This is a genomic window from Aquidulcibacter sp., assembly GCF_044346625.1.
GTDB lineage: Bacteria > Pseudomonadota > Alphaproteobacteria > Caulobacterales > Aquidulcibacteraceae > Aquidulcibacter.
This window is the reverse complement of the sequence record NZ_JBIIYV010000057.1, coordinates 1-18279: the sequence shown is the minus strand read 5'-3', so window position 1 is coordinate 18279 and position 18279 is coordinate 1. Positions and strand designations below refer to the sequence as shown.

The window sequence follows — 18279 nt, the reverse complement described above, 5'->3', positions numbered from 1 at the left end:
AGAAATGTGCAGGAATGCCGACCAAATTCAGCCCACCGATTCTTCGGCCTGATAAATGACCGCTTTCGAGCAACGGTTACAACCGTTATTCTGACTGATTTTGGCGCATTTGAGACCGGCGGCATTTCGGCAATAGTTGGCCGAAAGCGGTTGGTCTGCTTAGGAGCACGCGGCAGCCAAAGGCGGCCCTTCGTCTGAAGGGCAAACTCTAACTTCCGGTCGTCCGAATTCGAGGGGGCACCTCCCTTAACTTTGGGCCAAAGCACAGGCGGTGCACCATTCATTGGACACAGCACCGCTCGGCGCACATGCCCGCCTGACATTTGTCACGTTTGGCATCTGACTTACCGCACTGTCCCAGAAGATAACTGTCGCAATATGAAGGCGCATCATAAGGAGATGTGCCTTGCCATCAATGTCGTCTGGGGACCTTGCCGCTTTGCAAGGCGTTTCAAAATCCTATGCCAAGCGCAATGTTTTGCAAGATTTCGATTTCGCCTTGGAGCCCGGAACTGTAACCGCTCTGCTTGGACCCAATGGTGCGGGTAAATCGACCATCGTAGGCCTGCTTAGCGGTCGGCTTTCGCCAGATGCTGGCGTGATTAAATTATTTGGCCTCGACCCGCGACATCAGAATGCTCGCGCACGCCTCGGTGTGATGCTGCAAGCAGCGGGCCTGCCGGATGCCTTGACCGTGTCTGAGGTCATCACGTTGCATGCAGGTTACTTTAAGCGCGGGTTGAAAACTGCCGATATTCTGGACCAAGCTGGTCTTGCAGCTTTGGCCAAACGACCATGCGACAAACTCTCTGGCGGCGAACAAAGACGCGTGCAATTCGCGCTCGCTATTGCCGGGGCTCCAGATTTGTTGGTGCTCGACGAGCCAACAACCGGTTTAGATGTGCAGGCGCGTCATGCGCTGTGGCGCACCGTCCGGGAAAAAGCTGCCAATGGTGCAGCAATTTTGCTTGCCACTCATCACATGGACGAAGCCGAAGCGCTTGCTGATCGCCTTGTGGTGATTGCCGATGGCCGTATCGCGGCGGACGGCTCGCCTGCGGCTATCAAAGGGCGTGTTGCTGGCACAACCATCCGTGTGCGCACTCCCCTTTGCGCTGGCGTGCTACAATCCTTGCCCGGAGTAATCAAAGTTGTTTTGCGCGGTGCTGACGCTTCAATCTTTAGCAGCCATGCTCGTAATACGCTGGAAGCACTGTTCCGCGCGGACCCGAGTCTCAACGATATTGATGTTACCGCCGCATCGCTGGAAGACGCGTTGGCTAGCATTGTCGAAGCCACTTTAAAGGAAGCCGCATAATGTCCACTCTTGTTGCTGCAGCGCCCGGTGTGTTCTGGCGCGAGACAAAAGCAGAATTTTTGAAAGCTGCCCGAATGCCGATGTTTGCAATTCCTACCGTCTTATTGCCGGTCGGATTCTATGCTTTGTTTGCGGTCGGCATGGGGCGAGGTGATCAATCGGTGGTGACACAAATGTTGGCGACGTTTGGAGTTTACGCCGTTATGGGTCCGGCACTATTTGGTTTTGGAGCAAATGTCGCCAGCGAACGCGAAAGTGGCCAGCTCGAGCTGAAGCGTCTGTCCCCCATGCCAACCGGCGCACACATTGTTGGTAAACTTGTGGCAACGATGGCGTTTAGCGCGATCGCAATCGCACTTATCTACGCAGTGGCTGCAATGGCTGGCGTCAATCTTTCTGCTTCCCAATGGGCATTAATGGCTAGCACGCAGATCACGGCGGTAATTCCTTTCGCATTGATAGGACTTGGCGTTGGCTATCGCATGGGCTCAAAAAGCGCTGTGGCAATCGTGAATGTTCTTTTCTTGGGAATGGCAGTTATGGGCGGATTGTGGATACCGCTCGCGCTCATGCCGGAGGCGATCCAAACCATCGCATGGGTGCTGCCATCCTATCATTTAGGCGAATTAGCGCTCATGGCAGTTGGCCGCAGCGAGATAGCCTATTTTTGGCTGCATGCGGGTCCGCTAGCACTTCTGTCTCTGGCAGCGGCTGTGTTTGCTTGGACTGGTCAACAACGGCACGCCGCTTGACCAAGCCGATCGACTACGATGAGTGTGCGAACATGACTGACACCCACCGGCGTACGGGCCCCAAACCACAGTGGCTAAGCCTTGAAAGCCCTCTGCTCTGGCTGGCCTATCTGCCGATGTTCCTCATACCTTGGTTCATTCAAGCGCCGACGCCAATCCAAATAATTGGTGCAACGATCGGCGTCACGATCTTTTTGGTTGTCTATTGTCTCGCGATCGGCGCAACCGGCCTGCGCTTAATCATATGCTCCATCGTCACTCTATTTATCGCGATTGCATTGATCCCCACTTACGGCAATTGGACTGTCATCGCGATTTATGCGGCGGCTATGATTGCGGATCTGCGCCCCACGCGCCGGGCCGCGATTTTGGTTGGTGCTTTTGCGTTCATTGCGGTGCTCGCAGGGATTATAAGTCAGCAAAACCCCTTCTACTGGGGCTTCGGCATCTTCATGATGGTGATGGTTGGCATCGGCACCATTTCAACAGCGGCGTTGCAAGATAAAAACCACGCACTCACCAAGGCCCAAATTGAGGTCAAGCAGCTCGCCGCGATTGCCGAGCGCGAACGGATTGGCCGAGATCTGCACGACATGCTCGGGAGCACATTGACGTTGATTGCGATCAAAGCCGATCTCGCGGCTAGGCTTGCTGCGAGCGATCCTCAAGGAGCCGAGGCTGAAATGCGGGCCGTGGCTGCGACTGCACGCGATGGGTTAGCCGACGTCCGAGCTGCCGTTGCCGGCATGACTGGTGCTACGCTGGCGCGCGAAATCGCAACCTCACAAACAGCCCTTTCTGCTGCTGGTATCGCCTCCATCGTAGAGGGCGATGCCGAAGCAATCGAGCGCGGAGCAAGCGCAATGCTCGCCATGACCTTGCGTGAAGCGATCACCAACGTCATCCGGCATTCTGGCGCAAACTCCTGTCGGATCGCGATCACCAACGGAGACAATAGATTGAGCCTCACAGTAAGCGATGACGGCAATGGGGAAGCGTTGCGTGAAGGTGGAGGGATTGGCGGGATGCGCGCACGCCTTGCTGCGGCTGGCGGAGGATTAAGCGTTACTGGCGGACGCGCTGGCGCAAAAATTGTCGCCTATCTACCAATAGAGGCAACCTGATGATCAGCGTTGTATTGGCCGAGGATCAAGCGCTAGTGCTAGGCGCACTTGCAGCGCTCCTGTCGCTTGAAAACGACATCACGATCGTTGCACGTGTCGGCGACGGCGAGGCAGCACTCGAGGCCGTGCGCACGCACCGCCCCGATGTTCTGCTCTCCGATATTGAAATGCCGAAACTTACTGGGTTGGATGTTGCCGAAACCCTTGCAAAGGAAAAGGCATCCACAAAGATGTTCATTGTTACCACATTCGGTCGAGCGGGCTATTTGCGGCGCGCTATGGATGCAGGCGTGCGCGGCTATTTGTTAAAAGATACGCCCTCGGAAGTACTTGCCGCTGCAATTCGCAAAGTCGCTGCAGGCGGTAGGGCGATTGCGCCAGAGCTTGCCGAAGCGGCTTGGGATGCCCCAAGCAATCCGCTATCCGATCGCGAACGCGCCGTCCTGCGACATGCTGATGAAGGCTGCTCCAACAAGGATATTGCGCGGATGCTCGATCTGTCGCCGGGTACGGTACGGAACTATTTGTCTGAAGCATCGACCAAACTTGGTGCAGCTAGCCGCATCGAAGCAGCGCGCATTGCCCGCAATAAGGGCTGGCTATGACATGACGTTTATCACCCTGACGCGCTGATCCTCAGCACTGCAACAACAATCACTATTGAGCGATTTTGCCCCATCACGTTGGAGCCGTTCAATGCGCTGGAACAAAGGACTAGTTGTCGGATTATTGGTCGCGTCACTGTTAGGTGCCGCCTCAATGTTTCAGCTGGCCGCGCCCCAAGATTATGGATCACCGAAAGCCGAGGTACTTGCCCCCGGTCCCACTGGCATGCGCGTCAATGAAGGGAACTTAGTTGGAAACTATTTTCCAGCCCAGACAACCAAAAAATCACCCGGTATAATTCTACTTGGCGGATCTGAAGGCGGTTTGGGGCGCGCCACGCTGGATATGGCGCTAGCCCTGCAACGCGAAGGCTTCAGCGTATTGCAGATGGCATATTTTGGTGCACCCGGTACATCAAAAACGCTTGAGCGTATTCCCCTTGAGCTGTTTGACCGCGGCTTTGAATGGCTGGCTACGCAGCCTGGGGTCGATGCAAATCGCTTAGCATTGATGGGTGGATCGAAAGGCGCAGAAGCGGCACTGCTTGTCGCTACACGCAGACCAGATTTGCGCGCCGTTATCGCCGGCATGCCAAGCAGTGTTGCGTGGAATGGCATCGATTGGACAAAAGGTGGCGCTAGCTCCATAGCCTCGTGGACAACCAAGGGGCGGGACGTTCCCACCATGCCATTTGCCAGCTGGGACCCAGTCGAGGGTGTCATCAGCGTTTATCGTTCAGTCGAAGATCCCAACCAAAAAGATGCCGCCGCACGCGCAGCCATCCCGATCGAACATGCACAGGCGGCCACGCTTTTGGTTTGCGGAGAAGCAGAGGCGATGTGGCCAGCTTGCCCCATGGCACGAAATGTCCAAGCGCGCGCGCAAACACGGGATGGTCCCCCTGTGACGGTTCTGGCATATGCCGATGCGGGGCATCTCTTGTTTGGACCGCCGATCCCAAAGGACGCATCGTTTTACGCCAATCTTGGCCAATATGGCGGCAGCGTAGAAGGCAATGCTGCCGCTCGGGTCGACAGCTGGCCGCGTGTGCTTGCGTTTCTGAAAGCCAACACTCAACCACTCGGGAATACTGGTTACGCCAAAAAATCGGAGGATTTGCGCGGCCCAAAGGCCGCGGACTAATTGTGCATTCAATACCGCCTATTTGACCTGGTTTGGCGCATCTCGGACAGGCTGCTCCTTGGCAGAACTTTGGCCGGAAAGAGAATGGCGGGTTTTGCAATGGCCCTGACAAAAAGCCGCCATTCGCCCCGCTTTGCAGGAAGTGTTCGCCTTCCACAATATTGCTAGCACACCTCTCACGAGGCCCAAGCGAACCATCCCAAAAATAGACCAAAACAAGCTGCTAACGGAGGGATCAGATTGTGCGTACACCAAACAACCCCCTTGTTTATCTTGTCAAAGAGTTGTTCGATCATTGCCGTTCCAGATTGTCGGACCAGCAACAAAGTGACCAAAGGCGAGACATAGATGAAGCAATAGAGCGCTATCCAGACGATGGCCAAGCTATATGAAAACCCGGAATTCTCAATCAAGTAAAGGGCGCTAACATACGGCAAGGCTGTCGGTAAATCCGACAATGTTGATAAGATTGCAAAAGCGGCAACACCCCAAGCACTGGTTTGTTTTATAGATACTTTTGGATTTGCATCCGCCGGTTTGGAAGCGATCCAATGCCAAATTGCATAGCCAATGTGCATCAACCCAAGAAGGCTTATTAGGATAGATCCCACCAGTTTGGGCACCAACGGCGCGAGGCGCTTTAGAGCTTCGCCCCAGCCCGAGACAATCACAATTCCGGCAGACAGATAAACTAAATAAGTCGCACCTAGAAATATAACTCCCAGAAGTAGAGGTCTCTTCAACGATAACACTAGGGCCATCGCTGCGATGGAGAAGGGATTCAAGGCATCGGCCAATCCCAAACCAACAATCGTCGCCGCAAGTGTTAAATCAGTCATTGCTCTATATCACTATTGCTTTCCTAAGATCGCGTCTCGGACTTTTTTCGCCCCAGCGCACGAAGTGCCACATCGGTGTCGGCTTACGGGGTCAAGTTTGTGGGAATGCGCTTGTATACCGCCTGGACAGAAGGATATTCGAGCAGGTCAAAACCAATCTCGAACAATCGGATGCTGGGCGCGGCTGGATCTGCATCAACTGCACTCTGATGGATGTCGTGCGGATTGCCCCGGGCGGGGAAGCCTCGCCGGAGCCGTTTCCGGAAGGGGTAGGCAATCACGCAGGCGGATCACAATCTATTCCATTGCGGCTGAGTATAGGCCCACGTCGATCCAATCATGCCGCCCTTCGCACAAGCCGGATGGTATCGCAGAAGACGCCCATGCAGACTTTCATCTCAAGCACAGTCGCGCTGCGGATCTTGATGGTGGCTGGTAAGGTCTTCTGTGGGCCAATTTGATAATGGCCTGAAAACTGGCCTTGCTTGGTCGGGCGGATGTCGCGCACAACGATTTGGTTCAACGCGCTTTCTTCACCGGGGGCCAAGACTTCTTGAATAACGATGGCGCACAGGCGGCTAGGTTCGTAGGCGCAGGGTGCCACGCGTGCGACAGCGCTCCCGTCATCCACTACCCAATCCCCCTTGATGTCCAAGATTGCAGGAGAAGCTTGGCTGGCAGCGCTGACAAGCACCACTGGCGCGACCAAAGCCTTGGCAATTGCAGCGCGGACTTGGCGTGCAGCCAAGGGTTGAGAAGCTCGAACTGCCAGTTGGCTTTTGGGCAAAGACGCGGCGACAAGGGTAAAACAAGTAATCATGGTCAGACTCCAAAGATTGTGAGACAGGAGCGCCTCATAAGGGTTGGATTTTGACGCTGATTATGTAGCTTGTGTGGAGCCAAGATGGACGATTGGCGCACCCGAGACGCCCTTTTGCGGGATGCGCAGCTCAAACTGTGCGCCGCCACCGGCGCGATGGCTTGCTGTAATGCTGCCACCGTGAGCCCGCGCAATGGCGTCAACAACGGCTAGGCCAATGCCACTGCCCCCATAGTCTCGGGCCCGCGACGGGTCTTCGCGCCAAAATAGTCGAAACGCATTTTCGATGACAACGCTACTGAGACCGGGCCCACGATCCATGACGCGGACCACGCCAAAGTCTCCGACAAGGCCGCAATCAATTTCAATCACGCCGCCAGAGTGGGCATGTAGACGGGCATTATTGACCAAGGCAAGCGCTGCTTGTCGCACCCGAAATGGATCGGCAAAGACGTGGGCTGGTGTCAAAGACAAGTTCAGCCGCATCCCTGACTCTTTGATTTCAGGGGCCACAAACTGGCTCAATTCGGCAATCACTTTAGCCAAATCAATCGGCGCTTTGTGCAAGGTTAGAATTCCGGCTTCGGCAAAGCTGACGGTCTGTAGGTCATCGACGATCCGGCTAAGAGCCTCAACTTGCAGGATCAGCCCCGAGATTTCCTTTTCCGACGGCTCAAAGACCTGATCCTTCATGCCTTGCAGCCGTCCCCTGAGGATGGTCAGCGGTGTTCGAAGCTCATGGGCGATCGCGGCTGCCCCTTCTGTGAGTTCCCGATCATAACGCTGCAAGGCTTCGGCCATTGTGTTGAAGTCGGTGATGAGCTTGGAGGCTTCTGCAGAACCTGGACTGCGGCTAATTGCGCGCACGGAGAGGTCGCCAGCGGCAAGGCTTTGCAGTGCCTTGGCCACGCCATCTAGAGGTGCCGCAATTCGGTTGGCGAGAAAAATGGCTGATGCGCCGCCAACCAACATGGCTACGATGCTCAAAACGATGAGAGCTAGGTCTTGCTGATCTAAAACGGCTTGGCCAATTTTCTCGTCGGTGGCTAAAAGTTCCTTCATTTCAGCGGTCGATGGCAGTTCGTTCTTCTCAAGCTTGTTAATGGCCGAAAGTGCCTGTGGCGGCAGTTCAGATTTTACGCGCGCTGCCTGATACGCCGAAAAAAGGTTCAACCCTCCATAACCAAAGGCAACCGCCAAAAGCACGCAGCCCGCCATGGCGAGTGTTAGTTGGACCCGAAGGCTTAAGTTCTTGCCAAATTTCATAGAGCAATCAACCGATAGCCAATGCCACGAACCCCTTCGAGACAGCCTACAGCCCCGGCTTGTTCAAGTTTTCTTCTGGCCTTGCTGATGTGGCTGTCCACCGTGCGTTCAAGGGCATCGCCGTCGGCAGGCAGGCACGCGTCCAACAATTCAGCGCGCGAGTATACCTTGTGGGGGACGCGTGCCATATGGGCAATCAGGCGAAACTCCGTCAATGTCAGGTCTGGTCGGCTTGATTGGTCGTCGGGCCCTAGGACGCGAATACTGTGGGTCTCCAGATTCACTTCTAGAGCACCTGCGCGTACGATTTTAGAGCGGGATTCTCCTGCCGCCACGCGTCGCAGAATGGCTTGCGCCCGCGCCACGACTTCAAGGGGATTAAAGGGCTTGACCACATAATCATCGGCCCCAAAGCGAAGCGCACCTAATTTCTCAACATCCTCTCCCATGGCGGTAGCCATTAGAACGGGGGTGTCAGCAGACTGGCGGATGATCTGGAGAACCTCGTGGCCATTCTTCTTTGGCAGATTAACATCCAGCACCACCAGATCAGGCGATAACATGCGATGATGCAGAATGGCAATTTCTCCATCACCCGCACGAACTGTCCGAAACCCTTCGCGCTGAAAATAGGCGTCGAGAATCTCTGCGATGTTGGGTTCATCCTCAACAATCAAGATCAGAGCATTTTCCATGGCGACCTTATGATGGTTAAGCTGTTCGTCTGGGCCTCGCTTTACCCCGACTGTGTGGAGATTGGATGGAGCCATGAAACATTGGGGGGCGTCAATGGTCGATCCAATCTCCACGTGCTGGTTGCCCTACCGGATTGCGATGACCCAGCAAGGCAACAAGGCCGGGGCTTGAACTAGAATTTGTAGGCCAAGCCAACCGACAAGCGGTTGGACGCGGGCTTATAAGTCACGGTCGGCGCACCAGTGGTCGCAAAGCTTTTGCGGTCGTAGGTGGTATTCTCATACTCGACCCGACCAATCAGATTGTCACCGAAAGCTTGCGCCACGCCAACGCCGATCACGCGGCCGCTCGAGGTTGCTTTGCGGGTGACGTTGTTTGGCAAAAGATATTTTGCCTTGCTTTGCGAAACTCCGGCGCTGGCATAGACCAAGGTGCTGTCGCTGATGCCAATGCCAGCAACCCCTTTGAGGGCGAGCTCATATTGAGGGCGCTCGCGCACCGATACGCCGCTAAGAGTAATGGCCTTGTTCTGTGCGGTCGGACGATTGGCGCTCGCCTCGGCGCCCAGATAGAAGCCGTTGTCGAACTGATAGCCGTAGCCGCCAAATAGACCGACATCAGCTTGGGTCTTTTTGCTGGTGCGGCTGGCGGCTGCACCGGTTGCGGGGGTGACGGTCGTCTTGGTGTCGCTGCGGGCAGCAGTCACTTCTGCGCCAGCATAGAAGCCGCTGAAGGAGCCTTCGGCATAAGCAGGGGCGGCCGAGAGGGCGAGGGCGAGGAGGGTGCCAAATGCAATCACTTTTTTCATGGTCTTTTTCTCTCATCTCACCGCGAGGCGGCAGAGCCAAAGAGCCCTGCAGGAGCGCCAGCTGGATGTTTCCAGGCGGTGTATGATGCTAAAAATAGCGAGCCAGATGGAGGCAATGTGGAGGCTTTTTGGAGAAATGGATGAGAGCGTAAGCTTTCGCAGGGCGCTGTTTCAAGATGACGGTGGATTGTTTGACGTCTCGATTGGTCAATGGACTCCCTTCGCGAAAACACTGCCATTCGCTCATTATTGCATCTTCGAGATTTTTAATGTCCGCTTTCGAGCAACGCTCAACCCGCCCGAATCGGCAACACTTGGCGCTTTGCAGATGTAGCGCATCTGGTTATAGCTGGCCGAAAGGTAGTTGGCAGGTTTGAGGGCATAACTTTTATGAGCGGATGCTTGTGTTGCAGTCCGAGGATATGGGTCACGCCGTCCGGCATCCCACTATAATGGCGTGAAGGCACCTTTGGGCCCGAGGGTGTTTACAAGGATGCCGATGCCCTCGATCGTCAGCTCGACACGATCCCCGGGTTCCAAGAAACGCCAGCTTTCGATGCCTGTGCCACCGCCGACCGCCCCACATGACATGAGTTCACCTGGACAAAGGGTTTCGCCGCGGCTGGCATAGGCCACGATGGCGGCGATGCTGTGGGCTGAATCGCCCACTTTTGCAGCGCCGCGCGCCACACCATTGACGCGGACTGTCATGGTGGCTGATGCGGGGTCGCCCAATTCGTCCGCGGTGACGATCCACGGCCCAATCGCATTGGACGTATCAAAGTCTTTGCCCTTGGCGGGTCCAGCCGATGGCCCAAAACCCATTTCGCCCATCAGGGCATCACGGGCAGAGAAGTCGTTAAAAATCGTATAGCCGAACACGTGGTCAAGCGCAGAGGCCAAAGGGACATCTTTGCCCGATTTGCCGATCACAAGACCAAGCTCCAACTCATAGTCGAGCATCTGTGAATAGGACGGCCAGCCAATTGTTTGGTCAGGACCAGTAATCGCCAGATGATTGCCCTTGTAATAGGCTGGAACCTTGAAGAATTTTTTTGGCGCTTTGATTAGGCCCAAGCCATTGACAATGGCAAAGACCGGCCCGCTCAATTTATGCTTCAGTACTTGTTCAAACGCTTGAACCAGATGCTTTTCATATGTGCTGAAGCAGCGCAATCGACGAGGATTGGGCAATGGGGCCAGGAGTGTGACATCGGCCATATTGAACCACGTCAAGTCTGCCTGAGACGTCCAAGCGCGCAATTGGGACAGCGCTTCTGGCCCTGCATCGATAAGGTCCAGCATCGTGCCAAAGGCACCAATTGAACCTGTGGCCGATTGAGCCAGCGCGCCGGCATCCAAGATACTGGCCCCATCACCGGAAACTACCCCGAGCCTTGGGCCGAGATCTATCGTTTGAAAAGTCGCGAGTTTCATGGACACCTCCTATTGACAAGAGTGTCAATTTATCCAACCATAATGTCAACAAGAATTGTGGGAGTGGATGTATGAGGCGCACACGTGTTGAAGTTGCGATTGTGGGTGCAGGCCCTGTTGGGCTGACTTTGGCATGCTTGTTACAACAGCAAGGGATCTCCTTTGGCCTTTATGAGCGCCGCCGTGAGCTTCACAGGCAACCCCAGGCCCATGTCATCAATATGCGCACGCTGGAAATTTTCCGGCAATTGGGCATAGACCGGAAAGTCGCGGCGGCGGGTGCGCCGCTTGCTCGAATGCGCTATATCAATTGGGTCCAGAGCCTTGCCGGGCGGGAGTTTGGCCGCCTGTCTTTGATGGGGGCAAACCCTGAGGGCATGATTGAGCGGCTGTCTTATAGTCCAACCATGGTGGTTAATCTGGCACAAAATCGGCTTGAACCCATTTTGCATGAACGCCTCCAGCAATTGGGCGGTGCGGTCCATTTTAACGCGACGATGGTTAGCGCACACTCGGGTGACACCTCTGCCTCGCTGACCATTATGGATCCAGTGGGCCAGGAAACCACAGTGACCGCTGACTATGTGGTTGCCTGCGATGGCGCGGGAAGTGCCGTGCGACGTGGCCTTGGCATTGAGATGATGGGGCCAAGTTCTTTGCAAAAATTCATCAATATCTACTTCACCGCCAATCTTGACCGGGTGCTGGGCGGGCGACACGGGCCGGTGCATTGGATTATCGGGCCTGATGTGCGTGCGGTCCTGATCGGATTTGATCTTGCGCGGGTATGGGCATTGATGGTGCCGTTTGGTGACCCCGATCATGTTGATGACTATACCCCAGAGGTCGCCAGAAATTTGGTGGCCAAAGCGATTGGCGACCCGACGATCCCGTTTGAGATCACGTCCATCGGCAATTGGAACATGAGTGCGCAAGTCGCAGAGGCCTATGGCGCAGGACGCATTTTCCTCGCAGGCGACGCGGCGCATCGCTTCCCACCATCAGGTGGTCTTGGGCTGAATACAGGCGTGCAGGATGCGCACAATCTGGCTTGGAAACTGGCAGCTGTCCTCAAAGGTCATGCGGACGCGGCATTGCTGGAGACTTACCAAAGCGAGCGTCAACCCATTGCGCAGGTTAATTGCGAACAAAGCCTGATGAATTCCATGAAAATGGGGGCGGTTGACGATGTATTGGGCGCTTCAAGCCTCGCACCGGTTCGGCCCAGTGATGCGTTTGCGACCGTTACAGTGATACCTGACCTTGGCTTTGGCGGGGACGGAGACGGGGACGGGGACGGTCCACAGGTGCACGCCAAGCGCGCAGAGGTGCAAGACGCGATCAACCAACAGGCCGAACACTTTGATTCCTTAGGCATTGACATGGGCGTGACTTATGAAGTTGGAGCTTTTGTTCATGATGGTAGCGCGCCAGTTGCCAATTCTGTCCAGACTTATTTCCCCAATACGCGCCCCGGTGCCCGTATGCCTCATGCTTGGCTGACCAAGGCGGGCCGCCGGGTTTCAACCCTTGATCTGATCAGCAGTAACGGTTTTACCTTGATGATCAGCGATACGGGCACACAGTGGCGATCTGGTGTCAGTGAAGTCGCCCGTCTAACCGGCCAGTTTATCGCTGTGATCTCCATCGGTCCTGAAGGCGACTACCAAGACCCGCATGCGCAATGGCGCAATGCTGGTGGGCCACAAGGTGAAGGTGCAATCTTGGTGCGGGCAGACGGTCATGTTGCCTGGCGCACGATCACAGCCGTCAATGACCCCACGTCTGAGCTGTGCTCAGCGATCAATCACATTTTGTGCAAGTCCTTCGCACCCGCGTCAGAATTGGTTGCCTGACCATGAATGGCCCAAGACCTAAAGGAGATGAATATGAGCAGCTCTGAACCCATCGCGCTTGCCAAGAAGCGGCCCGATCAGATTTCCCCAGCAAAACTTGCCCACATTGTCCTGCGCACGCCGCGCTATCAAGAAATGATTGCTTGGTACGTCAATGTGCTGGACGGGTCGCTGGCGTTTGAGACCCCTATCATATCCTTTGTGACCTATGATGAAGAGCATCACCGCGTCGCATTTGTGAACATGCCCCAAATTGGTGATTGTGACCCAATGGCCGCAGGCCTTGATCATGTAGCTTTTACCTACGGCTCCTTGAGGGACTTGGTGGCGACCTATGAGCGTCTCAAAGCAGGTGGCTTGACCCCTGGCTGGTGCATCAACCATGGACCAACCACGTCGCTTTACTATGCTGATCCAGACGGCAATCAGGTCGAGTTGCAAATCGACAATTTTGAGACCGACGATGCGCTCAATGCGTGGTTTGCATCTGGGGTGTTTGAAACCAATCCCATCGGGGTGGAGTTTGATCCCGACGTTCTGGCGGCAAAATATCATGCTGGTGTGCCGTTGGCGCAATTGGTTCAGCAAGGCTCGACACGTGATCTGTAGGGCCGATATGTCCTGCCACACAGGCTACAGCTATGTCAGATGAGCATGTGAACACACGTATTGTTCTGAAATCGCGTCCAAATGGCCTTCCTGCAATCGCGGACTTTGCGGTTGAAACAGCGGCGATCCCTCAGCCAGGCCCTGGCGAGGCACTGGTGGAAGTGATGTGGCTGTCGGTTGACGGCTTTATGATCGCGCGATTGCGGGTGGAAGAAAACTATACCGCTGGCGTGGCGATTGGGGATGTCATGCAAGCTTATGGCATAGGACGCATCGCTGCCTCCAATCGACCAGATCGAGCCATTGGTGACATTGTTTTTGGCGCGTTTGGCATGCAGCAATGGGCGCTGGATCTAGGTGGTCCGTTGGGGCGCGTGCTCGATCCAGCCATGGGACCGCCTCAAAGTGCTTTGGGGATCTTGGGCATTTCAGGCTGGTCAGCCTATTTCGGCCTGCTTGATGTTGGACAACCAAAGGCGGGCGAGACAGTAGTTGTGAGCGCGGGGACAGGGGCTGTGGGCGCGCTTGTCGGCCAGATCGCCAAACTACACGGATGCCGCACAATCGCGCTTGTGGGGAGTGAGAAGAAGGTCCGTCAAGCGATTGACCTTTATGGCTATGATGCGGCCATTGGACGCCATGACAGCGACTTTGACGCTCAGCTAAAGTGTGCCGCCCCACAAGGCATCGACGTCTATTTCGACAATGTCGGCGGCGATCTTTATGATCGTTTGTTGCCTTCTATGGCGATCGGCGGGCGTATTGTCGTGTGCGGCAGGCTTGCAACGGCCCATTTGTCAGACACTTCCGCCGACGTCGGCCCGCGCGATCACAACACAATCCTCGTCAAGCGTCTGCGCAAGCGGGGCTTTTTGGTCAGCGATTTTGCTGCCCGTTTTGGAGAAGCCTCGAAGACGCTCGCTGACTGGCAAGCCAAAGGCCACATCCGGCTTGCTGAAGATGTCCTGGAGGGGATTGAACAGGGACCCGCAGCCCTTCTGCGACTGTTAAGCGGCGGGAATATGGGCAAGCAATTGATCAGGGTCGCACCTTGATATTGAAAAGGACATGATATGACGCAACAAACCGCAGTGATCATTGGCGTTGGTCCCCAGCGCGGGGTGGGTGCGCAGTTATGCCACCGGTTCGCCAAGCTTGGCCTTCATGTCTTTATAGCAGGGCGCACGCTCGCCAAGGTCGAGGCCGTCGCCCAAGCCATCCGAGAGCAAGGCGGGCTGGCCACTGCCATAGAGGCCGACACCACAGACGAACAAGCCGTCATCGCCTTGTTTGCAGCTGCAAAGGCCCATGGCCCCGTCCGTTTGTCCATCTTCAATGCGGGAAACAACATGCCCGGTGATTTTCTGACCATGGAGGCTTCGTATTTTGAGCGGTGTTGGCGCATTGCCTGTTTTGGCGGATTCCTGTTCAGCCGCGAGGCTTTGCGTGCAATGGTGCCCAACGGCCAAGGCACACTCCTGATGACTGGGGCCAGTGCTTCCATGCGGGGCAAGCCCAATTTTGCCGCTTTCTCCTCCGCTAAGGGTGGCTTGCGCAATATGATGCAATCGCTGGCACGCGAATTCGGTCCCAAGGGCATCCATGTCGCCCATGTCGTGATCGATGGTGCGGTAGACGGAGACCGCATTCGCATCGGTCGACCCGAGGTTGCCAAGGCTTATGGTGAAGACCGACTGGTGGATATCGACGGTATCGTTGACGTCTACCAGCACCTTTATCAACAACCGCGTCGGGCTTGGTCACTTGAGGTCGATGTCCGCTCGTCTGTTGAGGAATTTTAAGATGAAGCTTGTTGGTGTTTACCTCTCACCCTTTGTTCGCCGTGTCGCAATTGCGCTAAATTGCTATGGCATCGCGTTTGAACGGGTTGAGGCATCCGTGGTGGATGGGCGTGCGACCATTGCCCAGTATAATGGCTTGGTCCGGGTGCCCTCACTCATCTTGGATGATGGCACTGTCTTAATTGACAGCCAGCAGATTCTGGCTGATTTGGATCGACAAGTCGCCCAAGACAAGCGGCTGTGTCCAGCATTGGAAAAAAGCCAGAGACCCTACGGGCAGATGCTGGCATTGCTCACAGGCGCACTCGAAAAGATGGTCGCGACTTTCTATGAAACCCGTCGCCGCCCGGCAGAAAAGATCTGGCCAGAATGGGCGGCCCAATGTGGGGATCAAGCTGTGGGTGGCATTGTCGCGGCAGAAGCGGGCGCATCCGATGACGTGCTCTTTGGGGGCTTTTTGTTTGAGCAGCGCCTGACCCATGCAGATATTGTCGCAGTTATCGCCTATGAAACACTATCCGGCGCTTTACCGGACCGGGTCAATGTGACTGTCTTGCCAAAACTGGCCGCGCTGGCATCTCGCCTTGGGCCGACAGCGGCTTTTGCGAGCACGCGGCCTTAAGTCGGCTTCATTATGCCTTGGAATAAAACGTCTATCAGCCAGTCTGCGTGGGCGTCTATTTCCTGAGATTGGCGGGTATCGACGCCATAGAGTTTTTTGATCAGGGCACTGCTGTGTACAAAATGAACCGCAGATCCGACAAACATGCTGGATAGATTGACCAGCGGAACATCACGGATCAAACCGTCTGCCTTGGCACGCTCCAACAAGGCGTCCACGTCCTTGTGCAAGGGGGCGAGGTAATTTTCAACCAGCCAGTCGAATCGGTCTGACTGCGCCGTGCTCTCCATCATCATCAAGCCGACATGTTGAGGGCATTGACCGCAGAATTGCACAAAAGACCGCACCATGATCTTTAGGGCCTGTATCGGGTCAAGATTGGTGGTGGCGGCACTGACCGCGCGATAAGCAATCACCAGATCTTTGAAGGCAAAATCAACTGCACTACGCCAGAGATCATCCTTGGACTTGAAGTGATAGTGAACCAACGGGTGCCCTGCCTTTGCCGCGCGCGCGATATCGGCGATGGAGGTTCCGTCAAAACCTTGCAGCGAAAAGCAACGTAAGGCGGCCTTCAAGATGTCGTCACGCGTCCCTCCGCTTGGCTCTTTCTTGCTGTGGGCGGGCGCTACAAATAAAGCCGAGCTTGAACCTTTAGCCACAATCTGTTCCATTCAAATGCCAGAAAAGCGTCGACCCAGAAAAGCGACTATATAGTCTAGCACCGTGCGTGTTTGATCGACAAGGCAGCCCCTTGCCATCCACGTCAACTCAAAACCAGCTTTGGCTCAACCAGACTGCCGACGGCGCCAAACATGCCCAGTGCCGGGCCAGACAGATGGGCCACGATCGCGGTTTCATAAGATGGTCTGGCTTTGACCGCCTCCAACCAATGCTCAACATGGGGTAAGCGGCCGTCGCTCCAGATTTGGGCGAGATTCAAATGATCAAAGCGGAGCACATAGGGCAAAGCGGCGCAATCCGCGAGGCCAAAGGAGGCACTACTCAACCACTTGTCTTGCGCCAAAGCGTTTTCCATGGAGGTGATGAAATCAAGCAGGCGATCCAAGGCACTTTGGAATGCAGGCGCATCAACGCCCTGTTCGAACAAGGATAAGCGCACGGCGCGGGCATGATCGTCGGGGATCTTGTTGATTTCGGCCAACACGGCGTCAGGGTCCATTTGCATCATGATCACGCGCATAGCGGTCGCATATGTCAAGATACCACACGCCTCATGCACCCCTTCATCAATCCGCTTGATCCAGCGCTGCGCTTTATACCTTTCCAGCGCGCCCTTGGGCATCAACTCTGGACCCGCGCATGCCTCATCAAGATAAGCATTGATGAGGCTGGATTCGACAAGAACAACGTCGTCCACCTTCAAGCTCGGTACGACACCTGCGGGATTGATAGCCAGATAGGCATCATTTTTATGCTCACGCGATAGCAGATCAATCTCCACGCTGGTCCAAGCCACGGCTTTTTCCGCCAGCGCCATCCGGACTTTCTGCGAACAGGTCGACATGGGATTATGATAAAGTGTCAGATTCATGGGCGGCATCCTCTCTGCTGACACTTCAGTATTTGTTTTTGACATAAGTGTCAATTTCTGATATTGGCTATCTGAACAATGATAGCAATAGGCGGAGCGAAATGGACATCGAAATCAATCTGGACACTGTAACCGCGCGGATCGCAGAGATCGCCGCAACTTTGCCTTCGACAGGCAAGACCATCAAAATGGACGTGGGCTTTGAAGCCCCAATTATCTATGATGGCACAGTGACCCCAGCCAGTGTAGACAATGCCGACCGTGATACCGACGCCACCATCAAAATGGACAACGCAACCTTCTTTGAACTGTCAGAAGGCAAAACAACCGCACCGGCAGCCATGATGCGCGGCAAACTCAAAATCATCGGCAACATGGCCGCCGCAATGAGCTTCCAAGGTATCATGGATAAAGTACAAAAGTCCTATCTTGGGTAATGGCACAAGCCTTTAACAGTTTCTGCCATCCTATCTGTGCAAAACATCCACCTGATCTGATTTGCAAAGCAAAGTCCGCTGAGGGGCATGGTACTTAAGCAATTGTTTGACCAGTTATGGCGCGAAGCAGAATGTCTGCTTTTTGGGACGCCGAAAATGCTGGGGGCTATCCTGATGTCTTGGAGAAACGAGGATAGCCCGATGAGAAGCTAAACTTCGGTTGCCTCTGCCAAGGCCAAAGCGTCTTCGACATCTACACCAAGATAGCGAACAGTGCTTTCTATTTTGGTGTGGCCCAGCAGAATTTGGACTGCACGAAGATTGCCGGTTTGCTTGTAGATTTTGGAAGCCTTGGTTCTGCGCAGGGAATGGGTACCAAAGTCTTCCCGCCTTAGCCCAATGCCAGTTACCCATTCATCGACAAGGCGCGCATATTGTCTGGTGCTCATGTGGTTGGTGTGGTCAGTACGGCTTGGAAAGACAAAATCATCAAGAGATCCACCTCGACGCTCCAGCCACGCCAACATGCTCGCTTGCGCAGGTCCCAGAAGCTCAAACTGAACAGGTCGACCAGTCTTCTTTTGAATAA

At 55.1% G+C, this 18279-nt stretch carries 22 protein-coding genes; 13 read left to right on the top strand and 9 right to left on the bottom strand.

The window, feature by feature from the left end:
* From ACIQ20_RS12745 to ACIQ20_RS12720, 6 genes are all read left to right on the top strand, one after another.
* Window positions 1-198, top strand: a 198-nt coding sequence (locus tag ACIQ20_RS12745) for a hypothetical protein (RefSeq protein WP_395780850.1), incomplete at its 5' end; no start/stop codon positions are given.
* 217 nt (window positions 199-415) lie between these two features.
* Window positions 416-1318 (top strand): ABC transporter ATP-binding protein, encoded by a 903-nt coding sequence (locus ACIQ20_RS12740; RefSeq protein ID WP_395780852.1) that lies wholly within the window; start codon window positions 416-418, stop codon window positions 1316-1318.
* Window positions 1318-2070, top strand: a complete 753-nt coding sequence (locus ACIQ20_RS12735; RefSeq protein ID WP_395780848.1) for an ABC transporter permease — start codon at window positions 1318-1320, stop codon at window positions 2068-2070. The genes ACIQ20_RS12740 and ACIQ20_RS12735 overlap by 1 nt, the downstream gene beginning before the upstream one ends.
* Before the next feature lie 32 nt (window positions 2071-2102).
* Window positions 2103-3194, top strand: a complete 1092-nt coding sequence (locus ACIQ20_RS12730) for a sensor histidine kinase (RefSeq protein WP_395780846.1) — start codon at window positions 2103-2105, stop codon at window positions 3192-3194.
* A complete protein-coding gene (locus ACIQ20_RS12725) occupies window positions 3194-3799 on the top strand; it encodes a DNA-binding response regulator (protein WP_395780844.1) in 606 nt (201 codons plus the stop codon). The genes ACIQ20_RS12730 and ACIQ20_RS12725 overlap by 1 nt, the downstream gene beginning before the upstream one ends.
* A 91-nt stretch (window positions 3800-3890) precedes the next feature.
* On the top strand, window positions 3891-4943 hold the full coding sequence (locus tag ACIQ20_RS12720; protein WP_395780842.1) for an acyl-CoA thioester hydrolase/BAAT C-terminal domain-containing protein: 1053 nt from the start codon (window positions 3891-3893) through the stop codon (window positions 4941-4943).
* A 176-nt stretch (window positions 4944-5119) separates the two neighbouring features.
* Here the strand turns inward: ACIQ20_RS12720 and ACIQ20_RS12715 are convergent, their stop codons facing one another.
* The 5 genes from ACIQ20_RS12715 to ACIQ20_RS12695 form a co-directional block, all read right to left on the bottom strand.
* Window positions 5120-5782, bottom strand: coding sequence for a GAP family protein (locus ACIQ20_RS12715; RefSeq protein ID WP_395780840.1), 663 nt, complete (start codon window positions 5780-5782; stop codon window positions 5120-5122).
* Window positions 5783-6119: 337 nt separating this feature from the next.
* A complete protein-coding gene (locus ACIQ20_RS12710) occupies window positions 6120-6602 on the bottom strand; it encodes a hypothetical protein (RefSeq protein ID WP_395780838.1) in 483 nt (160 codons plus the stop codon).
* A gap of 60 nt (window positions 6603-6662) precedes the next feature.
* Entirely contained in the window at window positions 6663-7868 is a 1206-nt protein-coding gene (locus ACIQ20_RS12705) for an ATP-binding protein (protein WP_346383882.1), read from the bottom strand.
* Window positions 7865-8638, bottom strand: coding sequence for a response regulator (locus ACIQ20_RS12700; RefSeq protein ID WP_395780836.1), 774 nt, complete (start codon window positions 8636-8638; stop codon window positions 7865-7867). The genes ACIQ20_RS12705 and ACIQ20_RS12700 overlap by 4 nt, the downstream gene beginning before the upstream one ends.
* A gap of 98 nt (window positions 8639-8736) precedes the next feature.
* Window positions 8737-9372 (bottom strand): outer membrane protein, encoded by a 636-nt coding sequence (locus ACIQ20_RS12695; protein ID WP_395780834.1) that lies wholly within the window; start codon window positions 9370-9372, stop codon window positions 8737-8739.
* On the opposite strand from ACIQ20_RS12695, the gene ACIQ20_RS12690 reads away from it, so the two are divergent.
* Complete coding sequence (locus ACIQ20_RS12690) at window positions 9347-9706, top strand: hypothetical protein (protein WP_395780832.1); 360 nt, start codon at window positions 9347-9349, stop codon at window positions 9704-9706. The two genes, ACIQ20_RS12695 and ACIQ20_RS12690, sit on opposite strands and share 26 nt — an antisense overlap.
* A gap of 113 nt (window positions 9707-9819) precedes the next feature.
* Here the strand turns inward: ACIQ20_RS12690 and ACIQ20_RS12685 are convergent, their stop codons facing one another.
* Window positions 9820-10809 carry a fumarylacetoacetate hydrolase family protein gene (locus ACIQ20_RS12685; RefSeq protein ID WP_346382826.1) on the bottom strand — a complete coding sequence of 330 codons (990 nt, stop codon included), beginning with the start codon at window positions 10807-10809 and terminating at the stop codon, window positions 9820-9822.
* Window positions 10810-10880: 71 nt separating this feature from the next.
* On the opposite strand from ACIQ20_RS12685, the gene ACIQ20_RS12680 reads away from it, so the two are divergent.
* The 5 genes from ACIQ20_RS12680 to ACIQ20_RS12660 are packed head-to-tail and all read left to right on the top strand — an operon-like array spanning window position 10881 to window position 15698.
* Window positions 10881-12665: an FAD-dependent monooxygenase gene (locus ACIQ20_RS12680; protein WP_395780830.1), complete on the top strand. Its 1785-nt coding sequence runs from the start codon at window positions 10881-10883 to the stop codon at window positions 12663-12665.
* A 33-nt stretch (window positions 12666-12698) separates the two neighbouring features.
* Complete coding sequence (locus ACIQ20_RS12675) at window positions 12699-13274, top strand: VOC family protein (RefSeq protein WP_395780828.1); 576 nt, start codon at window positions 12699-12701, stop codon at window positions 13272-13274.
* A gap of 32 nt (window positions 13275-13306) precedes the next feature.
* A complete protein-coding gene (locus ACIQ20_RS12670) occupies window positions 13307-14329 on the top strand; it encodes an NADP-dependent oxidoreductase (RefSeq protein WP_395780826.1) in 1023 nt (340 codons plus the stop codon).
* 18 nt (window positions 14330-14347) lie between these two features.
* A complete protein-coding gene (locus tag ACIQ20_RS12665; protein WP_346382822.1) occupies window positions 14348-15076 on the top strand; it encodes an SDR family NAD(P)-dependent oxidoreductase in 729 nt (242 codons plus the stop codon).
* A gap of 1 nt (window position 15077) precedes the next feature.
* Entirely contained in the window at window positions 15078-15698 is a 621-nt protein-coding gene (locus ACIQ20_RS12660) for a glutathione S-transferase N-terminal domain-containing protein (protein ID WP_395780824.1), read from the top strand.
* Here ACIQ20_RS12660 and ACIQ20_RS12655 read toward each other — a convergent pair.
* Both ACIQ20_RS12655 and ACIQ20_RS12650 read right to left on the bottom strand, forming a co-directional pair.
* Complete coding sequence (locus ACIQ20_RS12655) at window positions 15695-16372, bottom strand: TetR/AcrR family transcriptional regulator (RefSeq protein WP_346382820.1); 678 nt, start codon at window positions 16370-16372, stop codon at window positions 15695-15697. The genes ACIQ20_RS12660 and ACIQ20_RS12655 overlap by 4 nt on opposite strands.
* Window positions 16373-16464: 92 nt before the next feature.
* Entirely contained in the window at window positions 16465-17253 is a 789-nt protein-coding gene (locus ACIQ20_RS12650) for a glutathione S-transferase family protein (protein ID WP_346382819.1), read from the bottom strand.
* 101 nt (window positions 17254-17354) lie between these two features.
* Here ACIQ20_RS12650 and ACIQ20_RS12645 point away from each other — a divergent pair, with 101 nt between their 5' ends.
* Window positions 17355-17690 (top strand): SCP2 sterol-binding domain-containing protein, encoded by a 336-nt coding sequence (locus tag ACIQ20_RS12645; RefSeq protein ID WP_346382818.1) that lies wholly within the window; start codon window positions 17355-17357, stop codon window positions 17688-17690.
* Between the two features lie 209 nt (window positions 17691-17899).
* Here ACIQ20_RS12645 and ACIQ20_RS12640 read toward each other — a convergent pair.
* On the bottom strand, window positions 17900-18279 hold a 380-nt coding region (locus ACIQ20_RS12640), incomplete at its 5' end, for a tyrosine-type recombinase/integrase (RefSeq protein WP_395780822.1).

Coding starts and splice junctions, on each gene's coding strand:
- ACIQ20_RS12715 (WP_395780840.1), bottom strand. CDS start 5,782: ATGACTGATTTAACACTTGCGGCGACGATTGTTGGTTTGGGATTGGCC.
- ACIQ20_RS12650 (WP_346382819.1), bottom strand. CDS start 17,253: ATGAATCTGACACTTTATCATAATCCCATGTCGACCTGTTCGCAGAAA.
- ACIQ20_RS12660 (WP_395780824.1), top strand. CDS start 15,078: ATGAAGCTTGTTGGTGTTTACCTCTCACCCTTTGTTCGCCGTGTCGCA.
- ACIQ20_RS12705 (WP_346383882.1), bottom strand. CDS start 7,868: ATGAAATTTGGCAAGAACTTAAGCCTTCGGGTCCAACTAACACTCGCC.
- ACIQ20_RS12700 (WP_395780836.1), bottom strand. CDS start 8,638: ATGGCTCCATCCAATCTCCACACAGTCGGGGTAAAGCGAGGCCCAGAC.
- ACIQ20_RS12720 (WP_395780842.1), top strand. CDS start 3,891: ATGCGCTGGAACAAAGGACTAGTTGTCGGATTATTGGTCGCGTCACTG.
- ACIQ20_RS12695 (WP_395780834.1), bottom strand. CDS start 9,372: ATGAAAAAAGTGATTGCATTTGGCACCCTCCTCGCCCTCGCCCTCTCG.
- ACIQ20_RS12655 (WP_346382820.1), bottom strand. CDS start 16,372: ATGGAACAGATTGTGGCTAAAGGTTCAAGCTCGGCTTTATTTGTAGCG.
- ACIQ20_RS12725 (WP_395780844.1), top strand. CDS start 3,194: ATGATCAGCGTTGTATTGGCCGAGGATCAAGCGCTAGTGCTAGGCGCA.
- ACIQ20_RS12670 (WP_395780826.1), top strand. CDS start 13,307: ATGTCAGATGAGCATGTGAACACACGTATTGTTCTGAAATCGCGTCCA.
- ACIQ20_RS12685 (WP_346382826.1), bottom strand. CDS start 10,809: ATGAAACTCGCGACTTTTCAAACGATAGATCTCGGCCCAAGGCTCGGG.
- ACIQ20_RS12665 (WP_346382822.1), top strand. CDS start 14,348: ATGACGCAACAAACCGCAGTGATCATTGGCGTTGGTCCCCAGCGCGGG.
- ACIQ20_RS12735 (WP_395780848.1), top strand. CDS start 1,318: ATGTCCACTCTTGTTGCTGCAGCGCCCGGTGTGTTCTGGCGCGAGACA.
- ACIQ20_RS12740 (WP_395780852.1), top strand. CDS start 416: ATGTCGTCTGGGGACCTTGCCGCTTTGCAAGGCGTTTCAAAATCCTAT.
- ACIQ20_RS12675 (WP_395780828.1), top strand. CDS start 12,699: ATGAGCAGCTCTGAACCCATCGCGCTTGCCAAGAAGCGGCCCGATCAG.
- ACIQ20_RS12680 (WP_395780830.1), top strand. CDS start 10,881: ATGAGGCGCACACGTGTTGAAGTTGCGATTGTGGGTGCAGGCCCTGTT.
- ACIQ20_RS12645 (WP_346382818.1), top strand. CDS start 17,355: ATGGACATCGAAATCAATCTGGACACTGTAACCGCGCGGATCGCAGAG.
- ACIQ20_RS12710 (WP_395780838.1), bottom strand. CDS start 6,602: ATGATTACTTGTTTTACCCTTGTCGCCGCGTCTTTGCCCAAAAGCCAA.
- ACIQ20_RS12730 (WP_395780846.1), top strand. CDS start 2,103: ATGACTGACACCCACCGGCGTACGGGCCCCAAACCACAGTGGCTAAGC.